Origin of the sequence: Yinghuangia sp. ASG 101 (genome assembly GCF_021165735.1) — a bacterium.
GTDB lineage: Bacteria > Actinomycetota > Actinomycetes > Streptomycetales > Streptomycetaceae > Yinghuangia.
In genome coordinates, this window is sequence record NZ_CP088911.1 from 1242732 (window position 1) to 1255457 (window position 12726).

Consider the following 12726-nt stretch of genomic DNA (forward strand, 5'->3'; position numbering starts at 1 on the left):
CGGGCGCACCCGGAAGTGACGGATCAAGGGATGTACGGGAGTTCGCCGCGTCACGGCTCGGTGCCGCCGTCGCCCGACGGGCACGGCGGCTGTCTCGCCACGGCGTTCTGCTGGACGGCCTCAAGGCCTTCGGGTCGACGCGGGCCGGTACGCGGAAAGCGGCGGAACGGCCCGGCACGGTGCCGGCGCAGCGCGGGGCATGCGACGCGGACTCCGCGCGAATGCGGCGGAATCAGCCGCGCGGCGACCCGGCCCGATCGGGCCAACGGCCCTTCCAGGGCTCCCTGTTCGCCGTCGGACGCACGCAGCCCGGACGGCCGCCGCCGATGCGGCACCCTCCGAATTCACGCATGCGTGTGGCGTCCATGCGCCCACCGTAGATCACAACTCCCCGGACGTCACGGGGTTTTCGTCGAGACGCACGGCCCCGGCACGCCGCGCGAACCGCGGTATGCCCCGGCAGCGGCACGGTCAGGGCCGGTACGGTCAGGGCACGGTCAGGGCCGGTACGGCCTCGAGTCGGCGCCCATCGTGGCGGCCAGCCGCGCCTGGTACGCCGCCTCCCACCCCCCGCTCGCACGGAAGTCCGCGATCACCTTGTTGACCCACGCCACCAGGTCGGGGCTCTCCTTGTGCATCGCCACGCCCATGACGCCCGGCACTATGCTCTCGCCCGCGATCTTCACCGTGCGGTCCTGGGCGACCTGCGCGTACGCGAGCGTGGTGTCGGCGAGGGTCGCGTCGATCTCGCCGAGCTGCATCAGCACCAGGCAGTCGAGCTGGTTCTCCACGATGCGCGTTCCGGCGAGCCCGTGGTCCCCGGTCGCGAGCCACTTGTCCGAGCCCGAGTTGTCGGCAGCGCACACGCGCTTGCCCCGGACGCCCTCGGCGACCGTCGCGACCTCGGTGGACAGCGGCACGATCAGCGACTGGCTGACGTTGAAGTACGGTGCGGAGAAGGCCACTTGCTGCATGCGTTCGCACGTTATCGTCATCGTGCGCACGATCATGTCGACCTCGCCGGAGTTCACCGCGTCCATGCGCCGCGCGGTCGGCACGGCCTTGAGGGTGATCTTGTTCGGGTCACCGAGGATCGACGCGGCTATGGCCCGGGCCAGGTCGATGTCGAAGCCCTCGATCCGGCCGGTCAGCGGGTCGCGGTAGCCCCAGTTGTAGCTGTTCTGGTCGATGCCGACCACGAGCGTCCCGGCCGCGCGGATCCGCTTGATGGTCTCGCCCTTGGCGTCCTGGCGCGGCGGCAGGCTGGTCATGTCGCACGACTCGTCCGAGGCGTCGCCGGTGTCGTCGGCGGGCGCGGCAGCCGCACCCGGCTCCGCGACGACGGCGGGGCGCGACGCGTCGTCCGTGCCCTGCGAACACCCGGCTCCGACCAGCATCGTGGCGAGCGCGAGCGCACCCGTCGCGAGCCGTGCCCCTGTCGTCCGCACCATCATGCCGCCCCTCCCACAGTCATCGCGTCCCGCACGCGTGCGTCGCCCGCACGCGTCACACCCGAACCGCCCGTACGGTCATCGGTATTCGGCCAGGCGCGGCCCGATGCCGCGCACCGCGCCGTACAGCGCCGGAACCATCAGGACCAGCGCGCCGAGGGCGAGCAGCCGCAGATCGTCGTCGACGCCTTTCGCGGCGGAGGCGAACTCGCGCTGCTCGATGAGCGCGGCGTCGGACAGCAGCGCGTCCATCTCGGCGTACGCGGCGTCGGCGGTGTCGCCGTTCGGGTCCGCGCTGATCGTCTGGGCGAGTGCGGCGCTGTAGTCGCCCTCCGTGTCCTTCGCGGCGGCGGCGTCGTGCCGGGCGCGCCAGTCCGCGAACCGCCCGCGGGCATCGGCCACCAGGGCCGCGGCGGACGCGGGGGCCTTGTCCTCGGCCTGCTCGAACTGGCCCGGCTGTCCGGGGGTCCCGGCCAGCGACGCGGCCTCCTTGTCCCACGTCTTGGTGTACGCGCTGCTCGCCCCGCGCGCGACCAGGTTCAGGTTCTCGGCCGCGTGGGCCTGCAGCGCGTCGAACCGCGCCTGGTTGAGCACCCGCAGCGGTTCGGCGCCGCGCGTCCGGCTGTCGCCGAGGGACGAGGCCGCGCCGCCGAAGCCGACGACGAGCCACACCCCGGTCGCCAGCACCGCGGCGGTGGCGCCGACGAGCCCGAGGTTGAACACCCGGTGCGTCCGCCGGTACAGCTTCACCTGGCAGACGACCAGCGCGGCCAGGGCGACGGCCCCCAACCCCGCCGCGGCCCACGGATAGGCCTCGGCGTCGTCGAAGTCGTCGGCGAGGCGCCGTGATTCGGAGTCCACCAGGAGCTCGGCGTCCGGCAGCAGGGTGTTCTGCATGTAGTCGGACGCGTAGCGCAGGTACGCCCCGCCGAGCGGGAACCCCTGCCGGTTGTTGGCACGTGCCGCCTCGACCAGCCCCGCGTACACGGGCAGGCCTTTGTTGAGGGAGGCGATCCAGTGCTGGGCCTCGGACGACTCATCGGCCCGGGCGGCGGCCCGGGTGAGCAGGTCGCCCGCCGTGGTGAGGTCCTTCTCGTAGCGCTCGCGTATGGCGGCGGGTTCGTTCGCGGCGAGCAGGAACCCGCCCGCGGCGGTGGTGTCCGCGTCGGCGAGCGAGCGGTAGATCTCGGCGGCGTCCTGGCTCAGCGGGCCGCTGTCGGACATCAGCCGGTCGGCGGCCCGGGCCCTGGCGTTCGCCTGCCACGCGGCCGTCACCCCGAAGGCGAGGACCAGGACACACAGGGCGACGACGGCGGTACGCAGGCGGCCGGGGGACGTCGCCATGTCGTACCGCAGCCGCGCGAGGCGCCCTCGGGCGGGTCGCGGAGGCCTGTCCGGCGTGAGTCGCGCGAGCGGCGGACTGCTCTCCTGTGCCGCCGGCGTGCGTGCCACCGTTGTTGCCACGTGTCTCCCCCCAGCCCGTAACGGGACGCGGCTCGGGTGCCGGCCGTCCATGGATCGACGAGACACGCGCGGTCACCCGTTCGATCTCGACGTCAGAGCAGTATGTCGGGTGCCCGCGGCGACGTTCTCATGGAGTTCCCTCAGACCGCCGGATCCCCTCATCGGCATGCTTGATTTCGTCAAGAACCTGTGGCTATGGTGCCCCGGATCCGCGAAATCCTCGGGACCGTTTCGGCGGTCGATCGGCACGATCGTGGGAGTGATCGCGTGAGCGCGGCGAACAGCGACGGCACCACCGGAACACACGGCAGCGAGGCCGCCCCGGCGCGCCCGTCGCCCGACGGCTTCCACGTGCACGGCCAGGACATCCCCTGGCTGCTGCGCCACTGGGCCGAACACCGCCCCGACCACCCGGCGCTCGTCTGGGATCCGCCCGAAGGCCCCGGGCACACCTGGACGTACGCGGAACTCCTGCGCGACACCCTGCGCGTCACGGTCGGGCTCGGCGAACTCGGCGTCCGCCGGGGCGACAAGGTGCTCGTACACGCGGACAACTGCCCCGAGATGGTCCTCGCGTGGCTCGCGTGCGCGACGCTGGGAGCCGTGGCGGTCACCACCAACACCAAGGCGACAGCCGACGAGATCGCGTATTTCGCGGCCCAGACCGAGAGTTCGGTCGCCGTCACGCAACCGGCGTACGCGTCGACGATCGCCGCGTCGGGGGCGCGGCTGCGCTGGGTCGCGGTCATCGGCGTCGGCCCCGAGGAGGCGACGGACGGCCACGACACCGACACCGCACCGGAGTTCATTCCCTTCGACCGCCTCCGGGGCGACGCCGGCGCGTGGCCCGGTCGGGACATCGAACCGCTGCTGCCGTTCGGCATCATGTTCACGTCGGGAACGACCAGCCGCCCCAAAGGCGTTGTGCACACCCACGGCAACGCGGTGTGGGCCGGGCGCGTCGGGCCGCGCAGCATCGACCTCGGCCCCGACGACCGCTACCTGGTCTACCTGCCGTTCTTCCATGTGAACGCGCAGAGTTGGTCGTTCTTCACGGTGCTCGGCGTCGGGGCCACCGTCGTCCTCACCCCCAAGTGGTCCACCAGCCGCTTCTGGGAGGTCGTGGTCCGGCACGGCATCACGCACATCTCGGTCATGCCGTTCACGATGGGCACGCTGGCCGCCCGCGACCGACCCGAATCCGCACTGCGCGTCGGGGTGTTCGGCCAAGTGGGCGCGGCACTCGACACCATGCTGGGGCTTCCCGTGTACGCCGGCTACGGCATGACCGAGACCGTCATCCACGCGATCTCCGGCAAGCCCTCCGAGCGGCTGCCGGCGAAGTCGATGGGCCGCCCGGTGCCAGGCTACGAGTGCGCCGTGGTCGACCGCGAGACCGGGCGGACGTGCGGCGTGGGCGAGGTCGGCGAGCTGTGGCTGCGCGGTCGGCGCGGCGTCCAGCTGTTCCTGGAGTACTACGGCAACCCCGAGGCCACCGAGGCGGCGTTCCACGGGGATTGGTTCCGCACCGGCGACATGGTCGTGCTGGGCGAGGGCGGCAACGTCTTCTACCGGGAGCGCGACAAGGACCTGCTCAAGGTCGGCGGCGAGAACGTGTCGGCCCGGGAGGTCGAGGACGTCGTCGGCGGTGTCCCCGGCATCCGGTCCGTCGCGGTCGTGGGCAAGAAGCACGACTTCCTGGACGAGGTCGTCGTCGCGTTCGTGATCCCCGGCCCGGACGCCCCCGACGCGGCGGCGCTGGAGAAGGCCGTGCTCGACGAGTGCCGCACCCGGCTCTCGGCGTTCAAGGTCCCCAGGGCCGTCTACGTGGTCGACGCCTTCCCGCTGGGTGCGCTCGACAAGATCCTCAAGAAGGAGCTGCGGGACATGGCCGACGCACGGCCCGACGTCTGAGCGCCGCACCTTACTCCCCGTCGCCGATCCGCCGCGAGGCGCCGCCCGCCGTCCCCCGGCGTGCGGCGACGCCTCGGCGACGGGTCGGCGACGGGGAGTAAGGTGCGCCCCCATGAGCGGACACGACTTCTTTTCGGACGCATTGGTCCGTGCCGCGGCACCACACGGCGCCTGGGTGGCCGAACAACTCGACGCCTTCAACGCGTTCATGCCGATCGGCGAATGGCGCGTCAACCTCGACGAGCGGGTCTACCGGCAGAGCGGACGCGAGATCGAGGTCTCGGTCCTGGGCAGCTTCTCCACCGGCGACGACACCTGGCTGTGGGGCTGGGCCAACCCGTCGTGGCGGGATCCCGCGGTGGCGTCCGCCGCGGCGGCCCTCCGCGCGATCGGGGACCGCGACGGCATACCCGAGTTCCGCCGCGAACTCGTGGACCTGTCGCGGTTCGCGGACCCCCGCATGGCCGCCGAGACCCTCGCGTACGCCGCGATGGGTCTGCTCGGCTCGGCCGGCTACATCGGGGTCACCGCGAACCCGACCGGGCGCCTGTACATGCTCACCGACGACCGCCGCATCCCGCGCGCCCGGCCCGACGCGATCACCCTGCCGCGTGTCCTGATCACCGGCGCCGGGTTCCTGCCGGTGCCGGCCGAGGACGTCGTGCGCGGCTACCTGGCCCACCACGGCCTCCCGTGCCGCCGCACCGAGAACCCGCAAGGCACCGCGCTCGGCGCGGAGTTGGCGGACGGCGACATCGTCGCGATCGACATCGACCCCCAGGGCCGCATCACGCGCGTCGGCGTCACGGCCGCGCCGCGCACGGTCCCGTCCCGGGCGTGGTGGCGTGCCGCCGGGGCGGGGCTCGTACGCGTCCTGGAGCAGGACGGCACGTTCACGGCCTTCGTCGCGGCGAACCCGTACCGGGACCACGACCTGGACGAACGGGTGTTGTACTGCGGGACGTTCGACATCCGCGTCCGCGTGCTCGGTGCGCTCGACGCCTCCGGAACGCACTGGACATGGGACGCGGACACACGCGCGCACCTCACCGAACACCCCGCGCTGGCGAACGCCCCCGAGGCCGCCGCCGCGATCGACCTGTCCGGCTGCGCGGCACCGGACGCCGCGGCGAGGCTGCTGAGCCACGGCGCGGCCGGGCTGCTGGGCGGCGGCTGCTGCGTCGACCTCCTGGACGAGCACGGCACGGTCTTCGTCACCGTCGACGACCCCCGCGTCCCCCCGGCCACGACGGCGACCGCGGCGGCCGAGGCGCTGCGCGGCGCGGCGGACGTCGTGGCGGCGTTGGTCGCGGAGCCGAAGCGCGCCGAGGTCGTCACCGCGCTGGCCGAGGACTTCCTCGGGACGCGGGGCCGCGTGGAGCGCGACGAGGTGTCGGGCGAAGTCGTTCTGCGCGTGGCGGAGTTGACGGTCCGCGTCGGCACGTCGGGGGCCGTGCGCGTGGATGCCTCCGCCGCCTGAGCGGGGTCGCCCCCGATCAGCACCGGGCACGCACGTACGCGTGACCCGGGCGCCAACTCCCCCGAGCACGACACGAGTTCAGGCCGCCCGCCCGAACTCCCTTGCTGGAGTCGGCTTTTCGCAGCCGCGACGACACCGATCCGTGGCCGCGAAGCATGCTCCGGGCACGTCGTTTGTCGGTGCGACCTGGAACAATACTTGTCATCAGCACCCGTTCGGCAACGAACAGGGCAAACCGTCGCAGCCAGAAGCGGAGTTCGACATGGCTTTGACTCGGAATCCCGCTCCCGCGAACGTGATGACCCCGTCCACCCGGACCGATCCCGACCGCCCGTCCCCCAAGCCCGTCCGCATGTCCACCGCCCGGCGCGCGCTCGGGCGCATCGCCACCGGGGCCGTCCGCACCCACGCGGGCGCGCGCGAGGGCGCGCCCGGGATCTCCGCCCGTACGCTCAGCACGCTCGACTCCCGCGACCTCGTGCGGTTCGGCGAGGCCGTGCCGGGGCGCGGGCGTCCCGTCCGCGCCACCCGCGCCGGCTCGCGGGCGCTCATCGCGCGCGGCCCCGCGGGCACCGCGGCATGGCTGTGGCTGCTCGACCAGGACGAGGTGTGGGTCGCCGCCGACGGCCGCACCTTCCTGATCGCCGAGATGCCGCCGAAGTACTGCGGCAACGCGGCGGCCTGGCTCCAGCGCCACGCCGCGGAGATCCGCCGGTACGCGGCACCGCAGCGGCGCTTCGACCCGCTGACCTGGATCGACGCCAAGCCCCTGACCCGCGCACTCGTCGAATCCGCCGCGGACTGAGCACACCGGCGCACGGGCGACGGGCGCGAACCCCCACACGGCTCCCGCCCGTCGCCCCGCGACACCCGCCGCGCCGGCAGCGAGCCGCCCCCGCGACGTTCCCCCCACGAACCACCCCACCCACACCCCCATTCCCACCAGCCACCCCCAAGCCCCACGAACAAGCAGGGCCCACCCCGCGAGCGCGGCAAGCGCGGCAAGCGCGGAAGCGCGGCAAGCGCGGAAGCGCGGCAAGCGCGGAAGCGCGGCAAGCGCGGAAGCGCGGCAAGCGCGGAAGCGCGGCAAGCGCGGAAGCGCGGCAAGCGCGGAAGCGCGGCAAGCGGTGTCGCTACGCTCGTAGCCCGAACATCACCGACACCATGACCGCCTCCGTGTCCCCCACGGGCCGCAAGCGGTGTCGGGTGGCGCGCTGTACCACCACGTCGCCGGCGTCGAGTCGCGTTGTGGTCGCCTGGTCGTCGTCTTCGTCGCGGGCCAGGTCGAGGGCGAAGGAGCCGGAGACCACGACGCCCACGTCGATGGTCGCGGTGGTGTGCCAGTCCGCCGGGTCCGGCTCGCGGCCCGGGGCGAACGCCACGCGACGCACGGCGACTCCGCCGTCCCTCGGAGCCAACGACCAACGGGCGCCGGGAATCGACGTACCGCCTTGTGCGGGATCGGCGAGTGGCCCGCCCGTCAGCCAGAGGTCGTGGACCGTGACGTCGGCCGGCGGGAAGACCGGTCGCGGCGTGCCGAACACCGTGACCCGCGACCGGTCGTCACCCGTCTCGCGGGTCCCGGCACCGGTGATGAGCAACCGGTGGCCACCGGGCCGCTCTTCGGGCTCGTCGATGACCGACTCCCGGCTTTCGACGCCGACTTCGGGCGCAAGCACGACGCACAGGAAGACGCACGGCCGGTCACCGACGACGCGCCACCGGTGCCGGGTGCCGCGCTGCACCAGCGCGTCGCCGGGCCCGAGTTCGTGGTCGCCGTCGTCGAGGCCGAGCACGATGGCCCCCGACAGGACCACGACGAGGTCCTGGGTGTCGGTGCGGTGCATGCCCGGCTCGTCCGGGCTGTCGCCGGGCACCCGCAGCCAGGTGTCCGCCACGGGCGTTCTCGGCGGCGAGGCGGGCCACGTGATGATCCGGCACGCCGCGCCGCCGGGCGCCGGGAACGCGCCGCGCGCCTCCGGCCCCGGGTCTCCCCCGTCGCCGGCCCGCACGGGCGGAGCGTCGAACCACAGCAGTTCCGCCGTCCCGTACCCGCGCCGCGACATCGCGTCGACCTCGGGCGCGCCGTCCGAGGCGATCACCGGGCGACCGCCCGCGTCGTGCCCGGTGACCACCCGGCGCACCGGGAACGCGCGGGGCTCGGGGGTGGGTGTCGTCTCCGGCACGGTGCTTCCCTTTCGACGTCCCGGCCGCGGCCCACCGGCCCCGGCCGACCGCGCGACCGACCGCGCGAGCGCCGCACGGCCGGACCGCACGGGCGACCGGCGGTGGCCGCAACCGACCGCACAGGTCTAACAGGCGTCCGGCCGCCCGGCCGGAGCGCCCCCGCCGCGAGCACCGCACCACGCCGCTCCCCACCCCGCCGCGTTTCGACGGGATTCCCCGGCACCCCATCAGGGATGCTGCCTTTTATGCCGATTGCTCCCGAACCTGTTCTCGGCCTGGTCAAGCGCCGCAACCAACCCGTGGTCGTCCGGACGTTGCGCAGCACGGTCGCCGCGGTGCTGGCGTTCCTCGTGGCCCTGTGGCTCTCCGGCAGCAAGGCGCCGCTGCTCGCGCCGCTCACGGCGCTGCTGGTCGTCCAGGTCACGCTGTACTCGACGCTGACGACGGGCATCCGCCGCATGTTCGCCGTCCTGATCGGCGTGCTGATCGCGGTCGGCTTCACCGAAGTGGTGAACCTGAACTGGTGGAGCCTGGGCCTCCTGATCCTGATGTCCCTGGTCGCCGGTCACCTGCTGCGCGTCGATCCCTTCGTCGAGGAGGTGGCGATCAGCGGCATGCTCGTGCTCGGCGTCAGCAGCCTGCGTGCGGCCCACACGACGGCCGCGGGCCGCGTCGGGGAGACCGTGATCGGCGTCGTGGTCGGCATGCTCTTCAACCTCGTCTACGCGCCTCCGGTGTTCGTGCAGCCGGCCGGTGAGGCCATCGAGGACCTCTGCGACCGCATGTGCGCCCTGCTGCGCCGGATCGGCCGCGAGCTGCGCTCGGGAGCGACGCGGAAGAACGCCGATTCGTGGCTCGACGAGGCGCGCGAGCTGGACGGCGACATCGTCCAGGCCGACGGCGAGCTGTCGCGCGCGGAGGAGAGCCTGCGGCTCAACCCGCGTGCCGCCCGGCACGCCCTGCACGCCGGGATCGTCCTGCGCAGCGGCCTGGACACCCTGGAGCACTGCGCGGTCACGATGCGCTCGGTGTGCCGCGGACTCGCCGACCTCACCCGGGAGTCCGAGCGGTACGAGTCCGTCTACCCCACGGACGTCGCCGAGGCCCTGGACCGCCTGCTGGGCCATCTCGCCGACGCGGTCAAGGGTTTCGGCCGCATGGTGACCGCGGAGGTGACCGCGCGGGCCGAACAGGCCGAGGCGGAGCTGGCCGAGGCCCTGGCCGAGTCGCGCGCCGACCGCGACCACATCGCGAACCTGCTGCGCTCGGAGACCGAGTACGAGCCCGACACGTGGGAGCTGCACGGCTCTCTGCTGGCCGGAGTCGACCGCATCCTGGGCGAGTTGGACGTCGAGAAGCGCGCCGAGCCCCGCCTCGCGGCGACGAAGCGCGTGCGCAGCACCACGCGCGCGGCCCGTCACCTGATGCGTCTCAGCAGGGTCCGCGACGCCCGCGAAACGCGCCCGGCACCCCGTCGGGACGGTACGAGGACACCGCCCGGGGAAGGCTCGTGACCGGCACGCACCCCGAACCGCGGTCGCGTGATCGACGCGTCACGCCAAGCTGTGGGCGGCTCCGCCGCGTGGCTGATGTGACGTCAAGAGCGTTCGGGGAGCCGGATGTCCGAGCAGTACACCGCGGAACCACACAGACAGCGCGTGCCGTCGGGCATCGACTTCTCGGTCCCCAGCGTGGCACGGATGTACGACTACTCTTTGGGCAGGGACTTCCTCCAATCATGGTCTACCCGCCGGGCGCGTGATCATGCCTCTGATCTGCGAGAACGTCTGAACTTCCGTGCCGCGTGGGCTGGTTGGTGAGGATGCGTGCAAAGGGTGGCGTGAATGTGGGGGGCTTGCCACCCCACCCGAATTCCCACATAGGGCATCCGCTCTTGCTCGACTAGGGGTCCCCGTGTGGGGAGGTGGCTAAAGACTCCCGACGCCACCCGCCCTGGCCATGTAAGTGTTCCGAAACGCGAAGCCCCGCCCATGCGCCACGAGGGGATCGCACGGACGGGGCGGTATGCGGTTCAGCCGTTCGGGCGTCGGTACCGGTCCAACGTCCTGAGTGCCGCGCTCTGGATCGGTCGGTGGCCCGGGCATGAGGGTTCCTGCGGCCGTGCCCACGAGTGCCAGCAGGTCAAGCACCGCCTGATGCCCGCGTGTTCGGGGTCGGGTTCGGCGGTGTTGCCGCAGTGTGGGCACTGCTGCACGGTGACTCCTTAGGCCGAGAGTTCGAATTCTCCCAGCTTGGCACCGGCCAGGAAGGCGGTCCATTCCGAGGTGGTGAACTCGACGGTCCGGCCCGTCACGCTGCTGCGCACGGCGACGGTGCCGGGGAGGTTGGTGGCGACCTCGACGCAACGCGGGTCGTTGTTGTTGTACGTGCACGCGCTGGACGTGCGGTACGCGAACTCGGTTACGGGCTCCATGTGTTGTCCCTTCTTGTAGCGCTTCCCGCAGCCGGGTCGGCCGACCGGGTCTGGTGCCCGCCCGGCTCTGACAAGGCGGAGAGCCGGGCGGGGGCTTGGGTGGGGACGAAGGCTGATCGCCTGCTGATCGGCGGCGGTGCTTGCGCCCTGGTGTCCTCGGTCTGTTACCGGGTCACTCGTGCTGTTCCCGGGGCTTGGGGGGTCGGGAAGGGCGTGCGCCTTCCGCGTTTGCTCGTAGCGAGCGCGCGCCTGTGCGATGCGTTGTTGCTGCGCTTCGCGGGTCGCCACCCATTCGCGGTACTCAGTCACCGGCGACGCTCCCGGCCGTGCGCTCGGACACGACGCGGTGTCCAGGGCGCACCTCTCTGACGTCGAGCGCTCCTTCCGGAACCAGCCACCATCCGCGTTCGTCGGCGATGACGTCTCGGCGGGCGTAGTGGCGGAGCGCGTCCCTGATCATGATGGCGTGGACAGGTCGGCGGCGACACTGGCGATGGTGCTGGTGATCGTGCAGCCGTGCTGCTCGGCGAAGTACACGGCTTCGCCTTCGGCGATGCACATGCGGACCGACGTGCTTCCCCACACGATGGGTGAGGCCCGGGCCGGGACTTCCTGGTAGGTGCCCGCGTCGGGTGTGGGGTGGAGGGTGACGTACGGCGGTACGAGCGGCGGATCTTCGTAGGCCCTGTGGTTGGTCGCTTCTCCCGTCATGTCCTACAGAGTCGTGCGCAGTTGGGGCGGCACGCGACGACAGTCAAGACGTCATTTCGGTGACACTAGGGGTGCGAAAACGGTGTCAAACGCGACCCGTTGGGGCTACCGTCGTGGCCATGACGGAGCCGAACAGCCAGTTACGAGCGGTCCGCCTTGGTCTGCTCTTCAGCCAAGATGACCTCGCGCGCGCGGTCCGCGATGCTGGGGTGCGTGCTGGGGAGCCGAACGGATGCACGAAGCGACACATCCAGCGCTGGGAGTCGGGCGCCGTGGTGTCTCCTCGGCCGGTTTACGCAAGGGCCCTTCAGGCCGTCACCGGTCTGCCGATCGAAGCGCTGGGATTCCAAGTGACGAATATACGTGTAAGCAACGACGGCCGGGGCGGGCATGACCTTTCGCCTTCGTCCGCCGGGGTTGATTCCCCACAACCGGGTCCGGCTCCTGAGCCCCGCTTCCAGGGGGCCTATTCGGGGGTTTGGCTCAGCCGGTATGAATACTTCTCGTCCGGCCGAGACGACACATTCACGCAATGCCATTACGTGGTGATACTCCAGCACGGGAATCGGCTTTCCTGCCGCAGTCTGCCGGGGTCGGCCGACTCCGCGTTGAGCCTGGATCTGGAGGCAGACCGCAACATCGTGACAGGCACGTGGTCTGAGCAGACGTCGTCTGAGGGGTACTACCAAGGGGCTCGGTACCACGGAGCCATTCAGCTCCTGATCGAGCCCACTGGACGCCGGATGTCAGGAAAATGGGTCGGATTCGGAAAGCAGTTCGACGTGAACACCGGGCCGTGGGAATTGGTGTTCCAGACCGGGGTGACCGACAAGGCGACTCTTGACAAATACAATCGCGTGCCGGAGTAAGAAAACCCAGAAAGCGCGTGGTCGGAGACTTCGCAAGCAGTCGTCAGCCAGGCGCTTTGGCTTTTGCCACGTGGTCGAGTTGAGTGCGAGCGGTCGGATCGTCGGAACGGTGGCGGGCTCGCGTGGTGGAACGGTTGGGCTTTGCCGTGCCTGCGCTTCTCCTGCGTTCGTGGGGGCGCGTGCCCGGCCGGGACCGGCCGAAGGCCGCACGCCCGG

Annotated in this window: 11 protein-coding genes; 5 read left to right on the forward strand and 6 right to left on the reverse strand. The window is 71.7% G+C overall.

What is annotated here, in order from left to right:
- Positions 1-497: 497 nt before the first annotated feature.
- Both LO772_RS04975 and LO772_RS04980 read right to left on the reverse strand, forming a co-directional pair.
- Positions 498-1454 carry a glutamate ABC transporter substrate-binding protein gene (locus LO772_RS04975; RefSeq protein ID WP_231777130.1) on the reverse strand — a complete coding sequence of 319 codons (957 nt, stop codon included), beginning with the start codon at positions 1452-1454 and terminating at the stop codon, positions 498-500.
- 75 nt (positions 1455-1529) lie between these two features.
- A complete protein-coding gene (locus tag LO772_RS04980) occupies positions 1530-2795 on the reverse strand; it encodes a hypothetical protein (protein WP_231777131.1) in 1266 nt (421 codons plus the stop codon).
- Positions 2796-3182: 387 nt separating this feature from the next.
- On the opposite strand from LO772_RS04980, the gene LO772_RS04985 reads away from it, so the two are divergent.
- The 3 genes from LO772_RS04985 (at position 3183) to LO772_RS04995 (ending at position 7114) form a co-directional block, all read left to right on the forward strand.
- Positions 3183-4829 (forward strand): class I adenylate-forming enzyme family protein, encoded by a 1647-nt coding sequence (locus LO772_RS04985; RefSeq protein WP_231777132.1) that lies wholly within the window; start codon positions 3183-3185, stop codon positions 4827-4829.
- A gap of 112 nt (positions 4830-4941) precedes the next feature.
- Positions 4942-6309: a DUF6882 domain-containing protein gene (locus LO772_RS04990; RefSeq protein ID WP_231777133.1), complete on the forward strand. Its 1368-nt coding sequence runs from the start codon at positions 4942-4944 to the stop codon at positions 6307-6309.
- Positions 6310-6571: 262 nt separating this feature from the next.
- Positions 6572-7114, forward strand: a complete 543-nt coding sequence (locus LO772_RS04995; protein ID WP_231777134.1) for a hypothetical protein — start codon at positions 6572-6574, stop codon at positions 7112-7114.
- Positions 7115-7442: 328 nt separating this feature from the next.
- Here LO772_RS04995 and LO772_RS05000 read toward each other — a convergent pair whose 3' ends face one another.
- Positions 7443-8495, reverse strand: coding sequence for a cupin domain-containing protein (locus LO772_RS05000; protein WP_231777135.1), 1053 nt, complete (start codon positions 8493-8495; stop codon positions 7443-7445).
- A gap of 246 nt (positions 8496-8741) precedes the next feature.
- Here LO772_RS05000 and LO772_RS05005 point away from each other — a divergent pair, with 246 nt between their 5' ends.
- Complete coding sequence (locus LO772_RS05005; RefSeq protein WP_231777136.1) at positions 8742-10010, forward strand: FUSC family protein; 1269 nt, start codon at positions 8742-8744, stop codon at positions 10008-10010.
- 710 nt (positions 10011-10720) lie between these two features.
- On the opposite strand, the gene LO772_RS05010 is transcribed toward LO772_RS05005, so the two are convergent.
- The 3 genes from LO772_RS05010 to LO772_RS05020 all read right to left on the reverse strand — a co-directional run bounded on the left by LO772_RS05010 (position 10721) and on the right by LO772_RS05020 (position 11641).
- Entirely contained in the window at positions 10721-10930 is a 210-nt protein-coding gene (locus LO772_RS05010) for a DUF397 domain-containing protein (protein ID WP_231777137.1), read from the reverse strand.
- A gap of 301 nt (positions 10931-11231) precedes the next feature.
- Positions 11232-11390, reverse strand: coding sequence for a hypothetical protein (locus LO772_RS05015; RefSeq protein ID WP_231777138.1), 159 nt, complete (start codon positions 11388-11390; stop codon positions 11232-11234).
- A complete protein-coding gene (locus LO772_RS05020) occupies positions 11387-11641 on the reverse strand; it encodes a hypothetical protein (RefSeq protein ID WP_231777139.1) in 255 nt (84 codons plus the stop codon). The genes LO772_RS05015 and LO772_RS05020 overlap by 4 nt, the downstream gene beginning before the upstream one ends.
- A gap of 119 nt (positions 11642-11760) precedes the next feature.
- Here LO772_RS05020 and LO772_RS05025 point away from each other — a divergent pair, with 119 nt between their 5' ends.
- A complete protein-coding gene (locus LO772_RS05025; protein ID WP_231777140.1) occupies positions 11761-12510 on the forward strand; it encodes a helix-turn-helix domain-containing protein in 750 nt (249 codons plus the stop codon).
- The last annotated feature ends 216 nt before the right edge of the window (positions 12511-12726 follow it).